Source organism: Caproiciproducens galactitolivorans (assembly GCF_026672255.1).
Taxonomy (GTDB): Bacteria; Bacillota; Clostridia; order Oscillospirales; family Acutalibacteraceae; genus Caproiciproducens; species Caproiciproducens galactitolivorans_A.
Genome location: NZ_JAPOHA010000003.1, coordinates 184,792 through 203,347, shown reverse-complemented (window position 1 = coordinate 203,347; position 18,556 = coordinate 184,792). Strand labels below are relative to the sequence as shown.

The 18,556-nt window shown below is 50.1% G+C and carries 22 protein-coding genes; 8 read left to right on the top strand and 14 right to left on the bottom strand.

The window, feature by feature from the left end; translation table 11 throughout:
* Positions 1-328 precede the first annotated feature (328 nt).
* The gene (locus tag OUY18_RS04175; protein ID WP_268057464.1) at positions 329-1,150 is read right to left on the bottom strand and encodes a tryptophan-rich sensory protein; all 822 of its coding nucleotides are present in this window, start codon (positions 1,148-1,150) and stop codon (positions 329-331) included.
* Positions 1,151-1,333: 183 nt separating this feature from the next.
* On the opposite strand from OUY18_RS04175, the gene OUY18_RS04170 reads away from it, so the two are divergent.
* The 8 genes from OUY18_RS04170 to hydF all read left to right on the top strand — a co-directional run bounded on the left by OUY18_RS04170 (position 1,334) and on the right by hydF (position 9,680).
* A complete protein-coding gene (locus OUY18_RS04170; protein WP_268057463.1) occupies positions 1,334-2,086 on the top strand; it encodes a DeoR/GlpR family DNA-binding transcription regulator in 753 nt (250 codons plus the stop codon).
* Positions 2,083-2,985: a 1-phosphofructokinase gene (gene pfkB, locus OUY18_RS04165; RefSeq protein ID WP_268057462.1), complete on the top strand. Its 903-nt coding sequence runs from the start codon at positions 2,083-2,085 to the stop codon at positions 2,983-2,985. Before OUY18_RS04170 ends, pfkB begins: the two co-directional genes overlap by 4 nt.
* 21 nt (positions 2,986-3,006) lie before the next feature.
* The gene (locus OUY18_RS04160) at positions 3,007-4,887 is read left to right on the top strand and encodes a PTS fructose transporter subunit IIABC (RefSeq protein ID WP_268057461.1); all 1,881 of its coding nucleotides are present in this window, start codon (positions 3,007-3,009) and stop codon (positions 4,885-4,887) included.
* Positions 4,888-4,920: 33 nt separating this feature from the next.
* Positions 4,921-5,178 (top strand): HPr family phosphocarrier protein, encoded by a 258-nt coding sequence (locus tag OUY18_RS04155; protein ID WP_268057460.1) that lies wholly within the window; start codon positions 4,921-4,923, stop codon positions 5,176-5,178.
* A gap of 379 nt (positions 5,179-5,557) precedes the next feature.
* Positions 5,558-5,824, top strand: coding sequence for a TM1266 family iron-only hydrogenase system putative regulator (locus OUY18_RS04150; RefSeq protein WP_268057459.1), 267 nt, complete (start codon positions 5,558-5,560; stop codon positions 5,822-5,824).
* A gap of 12 nt (positions 5,825-5,836) precedes the next feature.
* Positions 5,837-6,880 carry a [FeFe] hydrogenase H-cluster radical SAM maturase HydE gene (gene hydE / locus OUY18_RS04145; protein ID WP_268057458.1) on the top strand — a complete coding sequence of 348 codons (1,044 nt, stop codon included), beginning with the start codon at positions 5,837-5,839 and terminating at the stop codon, positions 6,878-6,880.
* A 21-nt stretch (positions 6,881-6,901) separates the two neighbouring features.
* Positions 6,902-8,320 carry a [FeFe] hydrogenase H-cluster radical SAM maturase HydG gene (gene hydG, locus OUY18_RS04140; RefSeq protein ID WP_268057457.1) on the top strand — a complete coding sequence of 473 codons (1,419 nt, stop codon included), beginning with the start codon at positions 6,902-6,904 and terminating at the stop codon, positions 8,318-8,320.
* Between the two features lie 166 nt (positions 8,321-8,486).
* Complete coding sequence (hydF, locus tag OUY18_RS04135; RefSeq protein WP_268057456.1) at positions 8,487-9,680, top strand: [FeFe] hydrogenase H-cluster maturation GTPase HydF; 1,194 nt, start codon at positions 8,487-8,489, stop codon at positions 9,678-9,680.
* 47 nt (positions 9,681-9,727) lie between these two features.
* On the opposite strand, the gene OUY18_RS04130 is transcribed toward hydF, so the two are convergent.
* The 13 genes from OUY18_RS04130 to OUY18_RS04070 all read right to left on the bottom strand — a co-directional run bounded on the left by OUY18_RS04130 (position 9,728) and on the right by OUY18_RS04070 (position 18,274).
* Positions 9,728-9,916, bottom strand: coding sequence for a ferredoxin (locus OUY18_RS04130; protein ID WP_268057455.1), 189 nt, complete (start codon positions 9,914-9,916; stop codon positions 9,728-9,730).
* A gap of 145 nt (positions 9,917-10,061) precedes the next feature.
* On the bottom strand, positions 10,062-10,205 hold the full coding sequence (locus tag OUY18_RS04125) for a hypothetical protein (protein WP_268057454.1): 144 nt from the start codon (positions 10,203-10,205) through the stop codon (positions 10,062-10,064).
* 8 nt (positions 10,206-10,213) lie between these two features.
* A complete protein-coding gene (locus tag OUY18_RS04120) occupies positions 10,214-10,453 on the bottom strand; it encodes a heavy-metal-associated domain-containing protein (RefSeq protein WP_268057453.1) in 240 nt (79 codons plus the stop codon).
* A gap of 43 nt (positions 10,454-10,496) precedes the next feature.
* Entirely contained in the window at positions 10,497-11,042 is a 546-nt protein-coding gene (locus OUY18_RS04115) for a flavodoxin domain-containing protein (RefSeq protein ID WP_268057452.1), read from the bottom strand.
* Positions 11,043-11,060: 18 nt separating this feature from the next.
* A complete protein-coding gene (locus OUY18_RS04110; RefSeq protein WP_268057450.1) occupies positions 11,061-11,681 on the bottom strand; it encodes an HDIG domain-containing metalloprotein in 621 nt (206 codons plus the stop codon).
* A 148-nt stretch (positions 11,682-11,829) separates the two neighbouring features.
* Positions 11,830-12,300, bottom strand: a complete 471-nt coding sequence (locus tag OUY18_RS04105) for a methylated-DNA--[protein]-cysteine S-methyltransferase (protein ID WP_268057449.1) — start codon at positions 12,298-12,300, stop codon at positions 11,830-11,832.
* Complete coding sequence (locus tag OUY18_RS04100; protein WP_268057448.1) at positions 12,297-12,515, bottom strand: YwbE family protein; 219 nt, start codon at positions 12,513-12,515, stop codon at positions 12,297-12,299. The genes OUY18_RS04105 and OUY18_RS04100 overlap by 4 nt, the downstream gene beginning before the upstream one ends.
* A 25-nt stretch (positions 12,516-12,540) precedes the next feature.
* Positions 12,541-13,071 (bottom strand): RNA 2',3'-cyclic phosphodiesterase, encoded by a 531-nt coding sequence (gene thpR, locus OUY18_RS04095; RefSeq protein ID WP_268057447.1) that lies wholly within the window; start codon positions 13,069-13,071, stop codon positions 12,541-12,543.
* A gap of 5 nt (positions 13,072-13,076) precedes the next feature.
* On the bottom strand, positions 13,077-13,358 hold the full coding sequence (locus OUY18_RS04090) for a DUF503 domain-containing protein (protein WP_268057446.1): 282 nt from the start codon (positions 13,356-13,358) through the stop codon (positions 13,077-13,079).
* A gap of 283 nt (positions 13,359-13,641) precedes the next feature.
* Positions 13,642-14,553, bottom strand: a complete 912-nt coding sequence (locus tag OUY18_RS04085) for an ABC transporter permease (protein WP_268057445.1) — start codon at positions 14,551-14,553, stop codon at positions 13,642-13,644.
* Complete coding sequence (locus tag OUY18_RS04080; RefSeq protein WP_268057444.1) at positions 14,550-15,614, bottom strand: ABC transporter permease; 1,065 nt, start codon at positions 15,612-15,614, stop codon at positions 14,550-14,552. Before OUY18_RS04080 ends, OUY18_RS04085 begins: the two co-directional genes overlap by 4 nt.
* Positions 15,604-17,136, bottom strand: coding sequence for an ABC transporter ATP-binding protein (locus OUY18_RS04075; RefSeq protein ID WP_268057442.1), 1,533 nt, complete (start codon positions 17,134-17,136; stop codon positions 15,604-15,606). Before OUY18_RS04075 ends, OUY18_RS04080 begins: the two co-directional genes overlap by 11 nt.
* Before the next feature lie 121 nt (positions 17,137-17,257).
* Positions 17,258-18,274 (bottom strand): BMP family protein, encoded by a 1,017-nt coding sequence (locus tag OUY18_RS04070; RefSeq protein ID WP_268057441.1) that lies wholly within the window; start codon positions 18,272-18,274, stop codon positions 17,258-17,260.
* Positions 18,275-18,556: the final 282 nt, after the last annotated feature.

The following is an 18,556-nucleotide window of genomic DNA, read 5'->3' as shown; positions in this document are numbered from 1 at the left end:
CTCTCTAAGATGGGAATTATGAGATACGAATTTTATTTCTTATGGAAAATTGTTGCATAGAAATTTCATTTTGTCTCATTTTGTAAATTAATTCCATTATAAATTGGTACCGCCGAAAAGTCAACGAACATTGCCGAATTTAGGATGAATGCGGCATTCCCGCTGTCTGTTCGCCTTTTTAACCTTCTCAGCAATATACTTAAAAACAGGGAAAAAAGCGAAATTTGATCACTTGGTTCCAAAGACATACCGTTGTATCAATCCCGCTTCCAAACGGACGCACTCCTATGGAAAAGAGGCTTACAGCTACCAACTGCAAGCCTCTTTCTTATGTATGAATAATAAAGCTGAATTTACAGCTTGAGCGGGTGCTTTTGTTCGCCGCCAATAGAAAGAGAATGGAAAACACCAGGACAATAATTCCGAAAACCGCCAGAATGATCACCGCGTGATACTGGCCGTTGTATCCGTTTGACGAAATATGCTTCATTAGGATTCCGACAAACGTCCAAAGAATGGCCAGACCATAGCCGACATCTTTCAGATTCACAATTCCGGACACGCCCGCGAGGAGCACCAATACCATTGCAATTGCCGTCCATACCTGGTTTGAAAATCCGGTGAATCCTATGCTGACCAGCCAGACGATGATATTGACAAGGGCGGCGGCGGTAATCCATCCGAAAGAAATACTGAACGGAAGCTTGACGAAAAGCTTCTCTTTACCGGAAAATTCTTTTTTGCTCAGTCTTGACACAATGACTTCCAGACTGCCCAGCAGAACCAGCATAAACAGGGCGGAAAGGAGCGTCAGGCGGTAATGCCAAGCAAAAATCCACGCCGCGTTAGCCAAGGAGGCTACCGCAAATGCATATCCGATTTCCTTTATGTAATCTTCCCGGGCATCTTCACTTCCGTTAAAAGTACCGAACTGGTAAAGCACAAACAGCGCCAGCAGGAAATAGATGAACCCCCAAATGGAAAACGTGTAGGAGGATGGGGTAAAAAGATTGGGATAGGCATCCGACACCTGCCCCGTAGTAACTCCGTTAATCGGCAGAAGGTTCGCGAGGATATTAACAATGACCATAAAAACAAATGCGGCCGTATTCAGAATTTTCAGGCCGGCCGATCCTTTCATGTCTGCCATGAATATCACCCCCGCATAGTATATGAAATTTTATCAGATAAAATAATAGGAACGGAAAAAGATGTGGTGCATTTGTTACTTTTGTCAGAATTTTCTTGACTGATTTTGGTGGTTTATTTGACCGATTTTGATTGACTGTAATCGAAAATGAGTGTATTATAAGGGCAAAGAGAGGGAGTAGCCATGCTGACAGAAGAAAGATATGCCGCCATTTTGAAAATGGTGGAAAAGAAAAGGGTCGTTACCGTATCGGAGCTGACCGAAGCACTCAACAGTTCCGAATCCACCATCCGCAGGGATTTGACTGCGCTCGGCAATATCGGAAAGTTAAATAAAGTTCACGGCGGGGCAACCGCGATCGACGTTTTGTACAGCACGAAGGACGACGACGTATCCATCCGCCAAAACCGGAATACGGAACAGAAAAAGGCCATCGCAAAATATGCGGCGTCGCTTATTCAGGAAAACGATTTCGTCTATATCGATGCGGGGACGACAACCGATCTGCTGATCAACTATATTACGGAAAAAAACGCGGTCTATGTTACGAACGGCACGGTTCACGCAAAAAAGCTGGCGCAGAAGGGCTGCAAGGTTTTTATTCTCGGCGGCGAACTGAAAATGGCGACGGACGCCGTCGTCGGCAATGAAGCGATTTCCAGTTTGAAAAAATACAATTTTACCAAGGGCTTTTTCGGTACAAACGGCATCAGTGCAAAAATCGGCTATACCACGCCGGACGTAAGCGAAGCGCTGGTAAAAGCGGAAGCGCTTTCAAAATGCGGCGAGAAATACGTTCTGGCGGACCCGAGCAAATTCAACAGTATTTCCCCCATTACCTTTGCCGGTCTCGAATCCGCCTGCATCATTACGACGGCGCTGGAAGACGGGCAGTACCGAAAATATACGACCGTATTGGAGACTGAAAAGATATGATCTACACCGTAACCTTCAATCCGTCCCTTGACTACATCGTGAAAGTGGATTCTTTCCGTCTGGGGGAAGTAAACCGCACCCGTTCGGAAAAAATCCTTCCCGGGGGCAAGGGAATCAACGTATCCATCGTTTTAAAAAACCTTGGTATTGAAAGTGTTGCCATGGGATTTATCGCCGGTTTTACCGGGAATGAAATTCAAAAGCGATTAAAAATCTTCGGCTGTGAATCGGATTTTATCCGGATTCAGAACGGGATGTCCCGAATCAACGTAAAACTGAAATCGGACGAAGAAAGTGAAATCAACGGGCAGGGGCCCCGAATCGGCGGAGCGGACCTGCAAAAACTGTTTGACCGGATTGACCGGCTCCGGGAAGGGGATGTGCTGGTTCTCGCCGGAAGCATTCCCAATACGCTTCCGGAGGATATCTACGAAAAAATACTTGACCGTATCAAAGCGAAAAACATTCTTGTGGTTGTGGACGCAACCCGCGACCTGCTTTTGAACGTGCTGAAATACCATCCGTTCTTAATTAAGCCGAACAATCATGAACTGGGTGAGCTGTTCGGACGAAAGCTGCAAAGCGACGAGGAAATCATCCAATGTGCGAAGGAGCTTCAAACGAAGGGCGCGCGGAATATTCTGGTTTCCATGGCCGGGGAAGGCGCGATTCTGGTGGAAGAAAGCGGCCGGACGCACAAAAGCCCGGCGCCGAAAGGTGTTGTACGCAACTCCGTGGGCGCGGGCGATTCCATGGTAGCCGGATTCCTTGCGGGATACCTTGCGCACGGAGACTATCAGGAAGCCTTCCGCACCGGCATCGCCGCGGGGAGCGCCAGCGCTTTCAGCGAAGAACTCGCTTCAAAAGAGGATATTCTGGCATTAATGATGCAAATTTAAATAGCTACAGGAGGAGTAAACATGCGCATTACCGATTTGTTAAGTGAGGAAGGCATTCATCTGAATGCAAATCCGAAATCGAAAATGCAGGCAATCGACGAGCTTGTTGATCTTATGGACCGAAGCGGAAATCTGCTGAATAAGGCAGAGTACAAAAAATGCGTTCTGGAAAGGGAAAAAGAAGGGACGACGGGAATCGGCGAAGGCGTAGCCATCCCGCACGCGAAAACAAACGCGGTATCCCAGGCAGGATTGAGCGCAATCGTCGTAAAGGACGGGGTCGACTACGAATCGCTGGACGGCGAACCCGCCAAACTGCTGTTTTTAATCGCCGCCCCGCAGACAAAGGAAAACATTCATCTGGACGTACTCGGCCGCCTGTCCGTGCTTTTAATGGACGACGATTTCCGCCAGAAGCTGATTCATGCAAAAAGCAATGCGGAATTCCGGGATTTAATCAACAAAGCGGAAACGAAGAAACTCGCGGAGGAACAGAAGGAAGAAACCCCCGGAGGATATCGGCTGCTGGCGGTAACCGCCTGCCCGACCGGCATCGCCCACACCTACATGGCGGCGGAGAATCTTGAGAAAACAGCGAAGAAGCTGGGCGTCAGCCTGAAAGTGGAAACCGACGGCTCCGGCGGCGCGGAAAATATTCTGACCAGAGACGAAATCGACAAAGCGGAATGCATTATTGTTGCGGTGGACCGGCAGGTTGAAATGGACCGTTTCAACGGAAAAAAGGTTCTTCAGACAAAGGTATCCGACGGGATCAGCCGCGCGCCGGAGCTGATTCAGCAGGCCTTGAGCGGCAATGTTCCCGTATTCCACAGCGCCTCCGGCGGGCAGTCCGGAGAATTCGTTCCGGAAAACGAAAGCGTGGGCCGTCAGATTTACAAGCACCTGATGAACGGTGTTTCCCATATGCTTCCGTTCGTAATCGGCGGCGGCATTTTGATCGCGCTGTCCTTCCTGTTCGACAACTACGCGATTGACCCCTCTAAATTCGGCAACAACACCCCGCTTGCCGCTTTTCTGAATAAGGTCGGCGGCGCCGCGTTCGGCTTCATGCTTCCGATTCTTGCGGGCTATATTGCGCTCAGCATCGGCGACCGCCCCGCGCTCGTGGCCGGTTTCGTCGGCGGCGCGCTGGCTATTTCCGGCGGAGCGGGCTTTCTGGGCGCGCTGCTTGCGGGCTTTCTCGCCGGATATCTGGTTCTCGGCCTGAAAAAGCTCTTCCGCGGTCTGCCGAAAAACCTCGAGGGAATCAAGCCCGTCTTACTGTATCCGTTTTTCGGCGTTCTGCTGATGGGTCTGCTGATGGTGTTTCTCATCAACCCGCCTCTCTCCGCGTTTAACCAATGGCTGACCGCCAGCCTGAACAGCATGGGCAGCAGCAGCAAGGTTCTGCTGGGAATCCTTCTCGGCGCGATGATGTCCATCGACTTCGGCGGGCCGATTAACAAAGCGGCCTACGTATTCGGAACCGCGTCCCTTGCCTCCGGCAATTTCAATATTATGGCGGCGGTTATGGTCGGCGGAATGGTTCCGCCCCTTGCCATCGCCCTGTGCACCACTTTCTTTAAAAACCGCTTCACGGTTCAGGAGCGCCAGTCCGGCGTGGCAAACTATGTAATGGGTCTGTCGTTCATTACGGAGGGCGCTATCCCCTTCGCTGCCGCCGACCCCCTGCGTGTCATCCCTGCCTGCGCCATCGGCTCCGGCGTTGCCGGCGGGCTTTCCATGCTTTTCAACTGTACTTTACGTGCGCCGCACGGCGGCATCTTTGTCTTCCCCGTGGTCGGAAACCCGCTGCTGTATATCGTCGCCCTTTTAGCCGGCTCCGCTGTGGGAATGCTGCTACTGGCCATTCTGAAAAAGCCGATCGAAGAAAAGGCTTAAAGAAAATTCGATGATAAGAAAAGGAAATCTTCTATGAAAGAATTCAGCTATGTTATTACCGACCCGGATGGAATCCACGCAAGACCGGCGGGGTTACTCGTAAAAGAAGCCGGGAAATTCACCTGTTCGATCAAACTCAATAAAAACGGGAAAAGCGCAGACGCAAAACGCATTTTTGCCGTTATGGCTTTGGCTGCCAAAAAGGACGAAACCGTTCAGGTGGTCGCCGACGGCCCCGACGAAGAAGAAGCCATTGCGGTACTTCACGATTTTTTTCAGAACAACTTTTAAACAATCCTTCTTTTTCAGCCATAAAACCTTCCTATAACCTAAGCCTTCGCATGGAACATGCGGGGGCTTTTTTATTGCCCTAAATTGGTGACGGAATCTTCTCCCTGCATCTTGACTCTATTTGAAAATATGATATAATTTTAACAAAATACTTTGGTGAGCCGGAAAGAGGATTTTCTTACGGCAAACCGTGTGTGCTGATAAAAAAAATCGTACTGACTGCATGAGGGTTCGTCCCGAATGAAAAGGCGAGTGAATAGTAACGAAACCGGGGAGCGTGTGTGCTCCGGTCTTGCTTTGCTGTCCCTGTGCCTTTTTGGCACAGGGATTTTTTCTTTTCAGGCTGCAAATCATTTTATTTAGGAAGAAGGGATTGAAAATGGATTCACGAATCGCACTCATCGGCATTGTGGTTGAAAACATCGAATCCGCTGAAAAAATTAACGCCATTCTGCATGAATACGGGGAATACATTATCGGCAGAATGGGCGTACCGTACCATAAGCGCCAGATTTTCGTCATCAGCGTTGTTCTGGACGCGCCGAACGACGTCATCAGCGCGCTTTCCGGCAAGCTGGGAATGCTGCCGCACGTCAGCACAAAAACCGTTTACTCCAAACTGCCCGCTTCACAAGCACAGGAATAAGGATGGCTGCCAATGAAAAAATTAATTGACAAGCTTTATGAACAAAACACCCTGAGCAAAGACGAGCTTTGCACCCTGCTGGACGGCCTGACAGAAAGGGATGACGACTACCTTTTTGAAAAGGCACGAAGCGTTTCCAAACGGTATTTCGGCAACCGGATTTATGTCCGCGGTCTGATCGAATTCACAAATTACTGCAAAAACGATTGTTATTACTGCGGAATCCGGAAGAGCAACAAAAAAGCGGAGCGCTACCGGCTGACGAAAGAGGAGATTTTATCCTGCTGTGAAAACGGATATTCCCTTGGCTTTCGCACCTTCGTTTTGCAGGGCGGCGAGGATCCGTTTTTTACGGATGAAAAGATCATCGATCTTGTATCCTCCATTAAAAAAGGATACCCCGACTGCGCCGTAACCCTTTCGATCGGGGAAAGAAGCGGGGAAGCGTACCGTAAATTCCGCGAAGCAGGCGCCGACCGCTATCTCCTGCGGCATGAAACAGCAAACCCGCAGCATTACGGGAAGATTCACCCGCCGGAGCTTTCGCTTTCGAACCGCATACAGTGCCTGGAGCGGCTGAAAGAATCCGGCTATCAGGTCGGCTCGGGCTTTATGGTCGGCTCGCCTTACCAGACAACGGAAAACCTTGCGGAAGACCTGCTTTTTATCAGGCAGTTTGAGCCGCAGATGGTAGGAATCGGCCCCTTTGTCCCCCACCACGATACGCCCTTTGCCGGTTTTCCGGCGGGAGGGCTGGAAAAGACGCTGCGTTTGATCAGCATCCTGCGGCTGATGCTTCCAAGCGCCCTGATTCCCGCCACAACCGCCCTGGGAACCATCCACCCGGAAGGACGGGAAAAAGGGATTTTAGCCGGAGCGAACGTTGTCATGCCGAATCTTTCCCCGGTAGGCGTCCGGAAAAAATACGAGCTGTACGACAACAAAATCTGCACCGGAGAAGAAGCCGCCGAATGCCGTTTCTGCCTTCAAAACCGTATGCGAAAAATCGGATATGAAATTGTAGTAGACAGGGGCGATTACCGCCCGCCAAAATAAATCATTAAAGGAGCGTTCACCATGTACAACTGCAAATCGAAAATTGCAACCGAGTTCATTAACGACGAGGAGATACTGGATACCCTGGATTATGCTCAAAAAAACAAGAGCAACCGCGAGCTGATCGACAGCCTGCTTGAACGCGCGAAGGACTGCAAGGGCCTGACCCACCGGGAAGCCGCTGTGCTTCTGGAATGCGACCTGCCGGACGAGATTGAAAAAATGATTCATCTGGCAAAAGAAATCAAGCTGCGTTTTTACGGAAACCGGATTGTTCTGTTCGCGCCGCTGTATCTGTCGAACTACTGCGTGAACGGCTGCGTATACTGCCCCTACCACCACAAAAATAAAACCATCACCCGCAAAAAGCTGACGCAGGAGGAAATCGCCCGCGAAGTTATCGCATTACAGGATATGGGCCATAAACGGCTGGCGCTGGAAACCGGCGAAGACCCGGTGAACAACCCGATCGAATACATTCTGGACAGTATCCACACCATTTACAGCATCAAACATAAAAACGGGGCCATCCGCCGCGTAAACGTCAATATTGCCGCCACGACGGTGGAAAATTACCGCAAGCTGAAGGAAGCCGGCATCGGCACCTATATTCTGTTTCAGGAAACTTACAATAAAAAAAGCTACGAGGAGCTCCACCCCACCGGACCGAAACACGACTACGCCTATCACACCGAGGCGATGGACCGCGCCATGGAGGGCGGCATCGACGACGTGGGCATCGGCGTACTGTTCGGATTGAATATGTACCGCTATGATTTTGTCGGGCTCTTAATGCACGCGGAGCATCTGGAAGCCGCCATGGGCGTCGGCCCGCACACGATCAGCGTACCGCGCATCCGTCCTGCCGACGACATTGACCCCACCACCTTTTCCAACGCCATCTCGGACGAGATCTTCGCAAAAATCGTCGCCGTCCTGCGGATTGCGGTTCCCTACACCGGCATGATTATTTCCACCCGCGAATCGCAGAAAACCCGCGAGCGCGTCCTCGATCTGGGCGTTTCCCAAATCAGCGGCGGCTCCCGCACCAGCGTCGGCGGCTACTGCGAGCCCGAAGCGGAGGGCGAAAACTCCGCGCAGTTCGACGTAAACGACACCCGCACCTTGGACGAAATTGTCAACTGGCTGCTTGGGTTCGGCTATATCCCCAGCTTCTGCACGGCGTGCTACCGCTCCGGCCGCACGGGCGACCGCTTTATGCAGCTTGTAAAAGCCGGCCAGATCGCGAACTGCTGCCATCCGAACGCGCTGATGACGCTGAAAGAATACCTGGAAGACTACGCTTCGCCGGATACCAAGCAAAAGGGCGAAGCGCTGATTGCAAAAGAAATTTGGAATATTCCGAACGAAAAAGTCCGCGCCATTGCAATGGAGCATTTAACCGAACTGAACGAAGGAAAACGGGATTTCCGTTTCTAATCTTTAAACCTTGTGAACCGGCGGATTTCGAGATAAAATAATGACTGACAGGAAAAACAAAAATACTTACCATATTAAATATTTGACGCAGACAGAATTTGAGCGGAAACAAGATTCCTGATTTTGCAAACAAGTCCCGGGAAATAACAGAAAAGAGGGAAGAAAGATGAGTTTAACGGATACCCCAAGGGCAAACCGCCTGCACATCGGCATCTTCGGAAAGCGCAACAGTGGGAAATCTTCGCTGGTGAACGCGCTTACCCGGCAGGAAACCGCGCTGGTTTCGGATGTGGCCGGAACCACAGCCGACCCGGTCTATAAATCCATGGAAATCCACGGAATCGGGCCCTGCGTCTTCATCGACACCGCCGGGTTCGACGATGTCGGCGAGCTGGGACAAATGCGTGTGGATAAAACCAAAAAGGTGATTGAGAAAACGGATATCGCCCTTGTTGTTTTCGGCGGCGGGGATTTTTCGGAAGAGACCGCATGGGTACATGCCCTGCGCAAGCGGAACATTCCCGTCATTGCGGTTCTGAACAAATCGGACCTTCTTCCCGATTCGCGGCAGCTCAGCCGGGATATTGAAAACGCCTGCGGACTGAAACCGATCGTCGTGAGCGCCAAAGAAAAAACCGGCATCGATAAAATCCGGGAAGAGCTGATTCGCCTCCTCCCCGAGGACTACGACGTGAAAAGCATTACCGGCGGCCTTGCGGAAAACGGCGACCTTGTCCTGCTTGTTATGCCGCAGGACATACAGGCTCCGAAAGGGCGGCTGATCCTGCCGCAGGTGCAGACGCTTCGCGACCTTCTGGACAAAAAATGCATCGTATTAAGCGTAACGACCGACAAACTGGACGAGGCTCTGGCCTGCTTAAAGGAACCGCCGAAGCTGATCATCACCGACTCGCAGGTTTTCAAAACCGTTTATGAAAAGAAAACAAAGGAAAGCAAGCTCACGTCTTTTTCCGTACTGTTTGCGAATTATAAAGGCGACCTGAATTATTACGTGGAAAGCGTCCGGGCGATCGACCGCCTTACGGAAAATGCAAAGGTACTGATTGCCGAAGCCTGCACCCACGCCCCGTTGGCGGAGGACATCGGGCGCGAAAAGATTCCCCGCATGCTGCGGAAAAAGTTCGGGGAAAAGCTGACGGTGAACGTCGTAAGCGGTTCGGATTTTCCGGAGGACTTATCTTCCTATGATTTAATTATCCAGTGCGGCGCCTGCATGTTCAACCGGAAATACGTTCTGTCCCGGATTGAACGCGCCCGCGCGCAGGGGATTCCGATGACAAACTATGGCGTTACAATCGCTTACCTTTCCGGTATTCTTGATAAAATCGATTTGCATTAAAAAGAAGCGGAAGCCCGAACGGGCTTCCGCTTCTTTTTTAATCTGTGTTATTCCACCGTAATAACCGACACCGGGCAGCCTTCCTGCGCCTGAATCGCCTTGTCCTCCGCTTCGGGGGGAACTTCCTCGTTCCAGACTTCGGCTACGCCGTCATCGCCCATGCGAAAAACTTCGGGGCAGGTTTCCGGGCAAAGCCCGCAGGAAATGCATCCGCTTCTGTCAAGAGTTGCTGTCATAAAAATCCTTCTTTCCGGTCAGAACCGACCAATAAATTTATCGTAATCAGGAAAAGATTCCCTAATCGGATAGTTTCGCCTCACGGCGGATATTTATTCCACAAGCCTTTTAAAAAATGTTGAAAACTTATGCCGGGCCTTGTTTTTACCGCTTGGTATTGGGGCCCAGAGCAACCTTTTTCACGTTATGCTCCTGATTCTGATCTTCGGATTTTCCGGCAGTATTTGGAATATTGTCCTGATCGTCCGACCGAATCATTTTATGATTGTTCTTTTTCTTCTTGTCCATAGCCCCTCCTACATCTTATGCGCCTGATTTTCTTCGGAAAGAATCTGAAATCCCATTTCCTGTATCCTGCCCTCAATTTGGTTATATTCAACACCGGAATTGTCGTAATCCACGGCTACCGTGCCGTCCAGATCATTGGTGCTGACGGAAATAACCCCCGGAAGGGAATCCAGCTCCTGCTTTATTTCTTTTATGTCCCGCTTACCGGACAGATTATCCAGCCGAAAATAAACACTTGCTTTCGACATCGCTATCACCTCAGCGATAGTATTGACGAAACGGTGCCATTTATCAGGCTTCTTTCCCGTTTTCTTCCTTCCGGATGCAGGCAAGAAGCGGCTGAAGGGCTTCGCGGCTCGTGAAGTCCGCCGGATGGTCGTAGCAGGCGAGCATTCCTTTTGCGTCCTTATCGGTGTCCGGTGCTTTTTTCAGTTTTATTTTCAGCAGGTTCATCAGCATTTTATCTTTTGCATTGCATTTCTTGAAATCAAACCCGCCGCGCAGCAGAAAGAAGCGGATTTTTCCCCTTAATTCAGCGGGGATATTCCTTTTCTCAACCCCTTCGCAAACCTCGGGGCGGCAGGGGGACGCGCCGACGCCAAAAACGATCAGCCGCCGGTCTCCAAGTTCCCTGCTGTGTTTGGTAATCAGCTTAACGCCGTTAATTCCGCCGGCATAAAGCCCGCCGCCGTACACAATCGTGTCGTAGCGGAGCAAGTCTTCCACTTTTATATGATCCGCTTTCAAAAGGTCGGCGCCAACCTCCTCCGCCAGCCAGCGCGCATATTTTTCGGTAAATCCGGTTTTTGACCGATAAACGACAGCCGTTTTTTCCATAGCGTTCCCTCCGAAATTTTATTTTGCTCTGCATTTCTCCAGAAAAATCCGGACATTTTCCTCTTCTTTTTCCCTGTCCGGGTTTAAGCGCCCCAGCCGGTCGCAAAGACCGAGAAGCGCAACGTCGTCTATCGAGGTCTGGCTTTTCATTGCCCTGATATCCGCAAAGGGAAGGTCTTTGACGACGAATAAAATCTGCATATGCCAGCGTACCAGCGCGCATACCTTTTCAATCAATTCCCGGTCATCCAGAAACGGGGACAAAAATTCGAAAGCAAGTTTCGCGCCGAGCTTTTCGTGGTCATACGACGTAATCCTGCCTTTGCGCACTCTGGTTGTGCCCGGCTTTCCGAGATCGTGCAGCAGCGCCGCCCACATAAACATTCCTGCATCGCTGCTTTTCTCTTTCACCTTCGCCGCTTCATCGATCACGAGCATGGTATGATTCCAGACATTCCCCTCCGGGTGATGTTCCGGCGACTGGTTGGCGTCCTTCAAATGAAGAAGCATGGAAAACGGATGCTCCAAAAGCGCGCCGGTTTCTTCCAGACTTTTAAAATATTCGGAAGGGCGGTTGTCCCCCGTCAGGTGCCGTTCCATCTCTTCAAACTGCTTTTGCTTTGCTTCCATCGTATCCATACCGTATCCGCCGTTCTTTAAAATTCCTAACGGTTTTCCGACCGTTAAATTTCTTTTTCGTTTCCTTATTTTTCCCTTTTCAATCTTCTTTATTATATAAAATTACAGGATCAATTTTCATTAAGAATTATTAAAAATTTGATGAATATTATTCTTTTCTTCCCTGTTCCAGGCTTAACAGCTTCTTTTTCAAGTCCAGTCCGCCCCCGTAGCCCACAAGCGTTCCGTTTGCCCCGATGACCCGGTGGCAGGGTATGAAAATCGGAATGGGATTCCGGTTGTTCGCCATGCCCACCGCCCTGTATCCGCGGGGGCATCCCGCCATTTCCGCAACTTGCTTATAGCTGCGCGTCTCTCCGTATGGAATAGCCAAAAGGCTCTTCCAGACTCTTTTCTGAAATTCCGTTCCATTCGCTGAAAGCGGCAGGGTAAAATCCTTTCGAATCCCGCTGAAATACTCCTGTAACTGGCGGAACGCTTCTCTATGCAGCTCCGTTTCAAAAATGGTTTCTGTGCCGCCCGCCGCCTCTTCCGGAAGAAAAACATCAGTGATTTCATTCTGCTCACAGCAAATACCGATTCTTCCGATGTCCGTTTCATAGTAAAATAAATTTTTCATTCCATTGCCTTTCCGTCCTGTGTAAAAACTTCCTGAACACGGCCGACCTGATCGTCTTCCTCCAGCATCACCTTAATCCCGTGCGGATGGCTGGGGCTGTGGGTCAGAATACGCTTCACATGTCCGCGTGTCAGCTTGCCCGTCGGCTGGTCTTTTTTCAGCACGATATCCACAAGCGCGCCGATCTGTATATTCGCTCTCAATTTTCCGTCCATTATTCACCTGTTCTCTCTTCATTGTTTATAGGAAACGCGTTTCATAAATTTCCGTATAGGTCAGTTTCCCGTTGATCCGTTCCGATTTCATCAGGCTGATTTTCGAAACTTTCATGGTTACGGGCATAACCTGACCGGAAAAACCGAAAAAATCAAAATCCGAAGGGAACACTACTTCCCTGCCGACGGTAAGGTGCGGTTGAAACTCCCTGTTTTCAATGGAAAATCCCGCAAGCCGCAGGGCGGAGCAAAGCGCATTGTGCAGGGAAACCAGCGCCTCATTCTTTTCCACGCCGATCCAGCAGATATCGCCGCCGTTCCGGCGAAAGCGGCCGAACCCGCCGACCGTCAGCGCAAAAGGTTCTGCGGAAACCTTGTCCATTGCCTGCTTTACTTTGTCCACATCTGCCGTTTCCCCGAGAAAGGCGAGCGTAAGATGCAGATTCTCCCTGCGGGAAAAGTTCCCCCGGGCGCCGCAGTCTTTCAATTTCTGTATCCATCCGGTAAGGCTGTCTTTCACCGGTTCGCTGAAATTCACCGCGATAAAAAGGCGCATGCCGCTCACCTGATTTCCCTTGCAATATTTGTAATTTCCGCTTCGGTGTTCTTCTCGATAAAATCAAGGACGTGGTCGATGATGCTGTCCGCCTGGGAAACGGTACCGGCAGCGCAGGCAAACCCAAGGACAGCCGTCTGATGGACATCCTGCATGTCCGTTTCCGCGGCGGATACGTTGAACCGATTTTGCACCTTGTCCAGAATGCTTTTCACGACCATGCGTTTCTCCTTGAGGGAATGAACCCACGGCGCATACAGCGTAATTTCCGCCGTTCCGACGATCATATCCGCCGCCTCCTAATGAATCTGTTATGATTGTATTTCTTCCCCCGCCTGCGGCGGGGGAAGAAATACAGATTAAATAATATTAGCATTTCCAATATTATAGCAAAACGATTCTTTACTGTAAATCCGAAAAATGTTTTTTTCGATTTCGGGCGGAACGTATTTCTCCTGCACCGCAGGAAAAATGCCGGAAACGAAATCCGCCGGTGGTTTCATCCGACAAAAAAGCGGACCCGCCGCATGCTTTCGCATAAAGACGGATCCGTGAAACCAAGGAGATTGTTTAGTTCTCTTTTTTGTAAGGAACACCCAGCTGAGCCGGAACATTGAACGACTTTCTCGTAATCGTCAAAACAATGGTCAGAATATACGGCAGGGCAATGAACAATTCGTTCGGGAAAAATCCGCCGCCGCTGGACTGCATGCTGATGGCAAGCGCCTCGGTAAAGCCGAATACAACGGTTCCGGCCAGCGCGCCTTTCGGATTCCAGTTGCCCAGAAAGCAGATGGCAAATGCGATCCAGCCGCGTCCGCCGATCATATTGGTTGTAAACATGCCAAGATAACCGATGGAGTAAAACGCGCCCGCGATTCCGCCCATTACGCCGGCAACCAATACCAGAATAAAACGGACACGGTCTACATTGATACCGGCAACGTCAACCGCTTCCGGGTTTTCGCCCGCGGAACGGATGATCAGGCCGATCGAGGTTTTATACAGCAGGAAATAGGAGGCGGGGACAATCAGATACATGAGATAAGTCAGGATATTCTGATTAAAGAAAACCGGGCCAAGCACCGGGATTTTGGAAAGCAGCGGGATCGGAAGCATCGGAAGCGGCGTAACCGTCAGCGGAGAAACCGGAACGCCGAAAATCACCCTTTGTAGAAACGAGCACATGCCCACTGCAAGAATATTAATGGCCGTACCGGTTACAACCTGATGCTGTTTCAGGTAAACGGTAATCCAGCCGTACAGAGCCGCGGTAAGAACGCCCGCGCCAATTGCGCAGGCCACGCCGACCAGCAGGCTTTTGGTTAAGTAAGCACCGACAAAACCGGCCCATGCGCCCATAAGGAAAATCCCTTCGATCGCCGTAACCATCACGCCGGAACGCTCGGCGAACACTTCGGAAATGGAGCCGTAGAGCAGTGGAGTTCCCATCACAACGGTAACTATCAATAAATTAATCATTCTTCCACCTTCTTCTGCAGCTTGCGCTTCTCACGTCTGTTTTCCAATCTTGCTCTTACAAAGTAGGACAGAATTACAAATACCATTACGAAGCCTTCCATCAGTTCAATGATGCTGGAAGGAATCCCCGACATCTGCCCCATAATGGTGCCGCCTACATTGAGCGCACCGAACAGAATCGAGGCAAAAATAATCCCGATTGGATTGGCGTTCGCCAAAATGGCGATACCGAGTCCGGCCGAGCCGATATCCGGGTTAAAGCCCTGCAGCAGCATGTGCTGAACACCGTTTACTTCCGTATATCCGGCGCCCGCGGCAAGCGCGCCGCTGATGAAGAAGGCAATGACATACAGTTTCTTTGCATCGATACCCGACATCCGGGCCGCGTCGGCATTGTAGCCGACCGCGCGGATGCGGTAGCCGAGAGGCGTTTTATAAAGCAGCACCCAAATGCCCACGGCAACCAGAACCGCGAGAATAAAGCCGATATGCAGGCGGGTTCCGGGAACAAAAGTCGGCAGCCAAACGGATTCGTTCAGCGCGTCGGTCTGGGGATATTCGCCCTTCTTTTCCATCAGGACGGTTCTTAAAAGGTAGTTCATGATCGCCAGTGCAACGTATGTAGACATCATACTGGTTAAAAATTCATTCGCATTGAAACGCGCCTTGAAATAACCGATGAGCGCGCCCCAGATACCGCCGCCGACGGCGGTAAGAATCAATACAATGAGCAGAGCCAGCGGGCCGGGCACTTTGCCGCCCATTAACAGTGAACTCCATACCGCAATGACCGCGCCGATATAAAACTGCCCCTGCGCGCCGATATTGAACAGGTTTGCTTTAAAGGTAAACGCAAACGAGAGCGCGGTAAAAATCAGCGGCGTCGCTTTTACAAAAATATCGCCAAAGGTATACTGGTCGCGTATGATCGAGGTAAACAGCAGACCGAACGCATCCAGCGGGTTTTTCCCCAGAAAAAGAATCATTACTGCGCTCAGGCCAAGTCCCAGCACAATGGCGAGGAATGTGGTCAGGAGCAGATCGCGAAATTTAGCATTCATTTGAACACCCCTTGTCAACGGCATACCCGGCCATTAATAGACCTATTTTTTCGGTGTCGATTTCGGAACGGTCGAAAACGCCCTGAACAACACCCTTGTACAATACGGCGATCCGGTCGGACAGCGCAAAAATTTCCGAAAGCTCCGTGGAAATCAGCAGGATGCTCTTTCCCTTTGCGCGCTCGCCGAGAATCACTTTATGAATATGGTCAACGGCTCCAAGGTCCAGTCCGCGGGTCGGCTGGTCAAAAATGATCAGCTTTGTTCCGTTTTCCACCTCGCGGGCCAAAACCACCTTTTGCTGGTTTCCGCCCGAAAGTCCCCTGGCCATCGCGTCCGGGCCGGGTGCCTTCACCGCATAATCCTGAATTGCTTTCTCCGTACAGCCGTTGAGCTTAGCCTTATCAATAAAGCCCCGTTTCAGCCATTTTTTACCGAAGCTGGTTTTCAGCATCATATTTTCCGCAAGCGTCATATCCATAACCATGCCGTCGCGGTACCGGTCCGAGGGAACGTAACCGATTCCCTTGTCAATCCGCTGACGGATGTTTAAGTCCGTAATATCTTCTCCATCCAAAAGGAGTTTGCCGGAGGTCGGGTGAAGCGCGCCGCAGACAACCTCGCAGAGTTCCTCCTGCCCGTTGCCGCTTACGCCGGCGATGCCAAAGATTTCCCCCTGATGGATGTCAAACGTAATATCCTTTAATTTTGGAACCTGATCATGCTCCACGATGGATATATTTTGAAATTCCAGCCTTACTTCTCCATTTTTCGACTGCTCTTCGCTCCCCCTGTCCGCCGGCACCAAATCCTTGCCGATCATCAGGCGCGAGAGCTCTTTTTCATCCGTTTGAGAACACTTAAGATCGCCACATACCTCGCCGCCGCGCATAACGATAATGCGGTCGGCGACTTCCATAACTTCTTTCAGCTTATGGGTAATAAAAATAACTGAATTTCCTTCCGCCGTAAAATTGCGTACAAACTGCATCAGGTTTTCCGATTCCTGGGGCGTTAATACCGCGGTCGGCTCGTCCATTATCAGCAGGCGGGTCTTCAGGTAAAGCGCTTTCAAAATTTCTACTTTTTGCTGCACGCCAACCGACAGATCCCTGACGAATGCGTCGGGCGCCACATCAAAACCGTAGTTTTTTGCCAGCTCTCCAATTTCCTTTTCACAGGCCTTACGGTCAATTTTACCTTTTACATTGCCGAGAATAATATTTTCCGTTACCGTATGTGCCGGTACAAGCGAAAAATGCTGTTGAATCATCGAAATGCCCAACGCCATGGCGTCTTTGGGGGAATTGATCTTCTGTTCTTCCCCGTCCTTAAAAATCTGACCTGAATCGGCCTTATAGAGGCCATACAGGATTTTCATAATGGTGCTTTTTCCGGCGCCATTTTCACCCAGCAGCGCGAGGACCTCCCCTTTTCCCACCGAGAAGGAGACATCTTTATTCGCAACCACTTTTGAAAAGTATTTTGTAATGTTACGTAATTCAAAAAAAGGTGTATCCATAAATTGTACCGCCTATCTGATATGCAGCCGACAGCACCCCGCGTTGAGTGCCGCCGGCCGTCACATTAAGTTTCATGCCAATATTCCGTTTCATCCGGCGCAGCCTGTTGCCTATAGAGACTTATTTTTTAAACATGGATTTGAAATCAATTTCGCCCTTTGACGCTTTTTCCATTCCGGCGGAAACCTTGTCTTTAATATCCTGGCTTACATTTTTGGTATAGACCGGAACAAAAATGTTTTCCTTGATACCGGCTTCATGAACTTTGTTTCCATCGAGTTTGCCGTCCATAAACAGTTTCAGAGCCCATACATAGAATGTTTTAAAATCGAAATTGACGGAAGCAACCACGGTATCCGGGGCAATCGTTGTTTGGTCGCTGGAGAAGCCGACATACTTGATGCCCTTTTCTTTTGCAGCCTGAATCGCACCGAGACCGACCTGATTTGCATAAACGAACATGGTATCCGCACCGTTGCCGATCATGGTGCCGGCCATTTGTTTGCCAAGCGCTACGTCGTCCCAGCTGTTTGCATAGGCGCGAACCGCCTTCGCATTGGAAATACCGCGCTGTTTTGCAATATCAACGGAAACCTTCTCGTATACGTCGAGCAGATGCTCCATTGCCTGGTTCGGGAAACCGCCGATGGTGGCAAACTGGCCGTTCTTGGTAAGCTCACCGGCAATCAGCGCCGCAACATAGCTTGCTTCGTATTCCTTCGGGAAAATCGGAGCAACGTTGGCGCCCTTGCTGACCATACCGTTCACAACGCAGAATTTTGTTTTCGGGTAGCTTGCCGCAACCTTGTTGGCCGCCTCGTCAAACTGCGTACCTGCCGCCATGACTAAATCATATCCGCGTTCGCCGTAGTTGCGGAACGTGGACTCATAGTCCGCCGCCTGTACATTTTCAATATACTCCATTTTGGTTCCAAGGGATTCATTGCATTTTACCAAGCCCGCGTAGTTCGTCGCGTTCCAGCTTTGGTCGTTAATCGGGCCAGGGAGAATCAGCGCAATTTTGTAGTCCGCTGCGCTTTTTTTGCCGGTTTCCGTTTTCGTGCCGCATCCGCTCATTGCGAACACCATGGAAACAACCAGTACACATGCTAAAATTCTTACAAGTGACTTTTTCATAAGTGCCTCCCATATCAATTTCAATAAATTAAGGCTCCGCCTTTAACAAGATTGTAGCAAAGTAGCACATACAAGTCAATAGAAAATCTAAAAAAAATTTATACTTTATAAAAAAGTTTTTGATAGCGGCCATAAAATTTTTTTGATCTTCTTAAATATAATTTTGCTTCCTAACCTGTCCGGTTTGTCCACTTTGCCGATAAAGTTCTTTAAGATTTTATGCCTGTTCCTTATTATGGAACGAATCGCAGGAACCATTCCTGCCCTTGGAATATTGGAAGA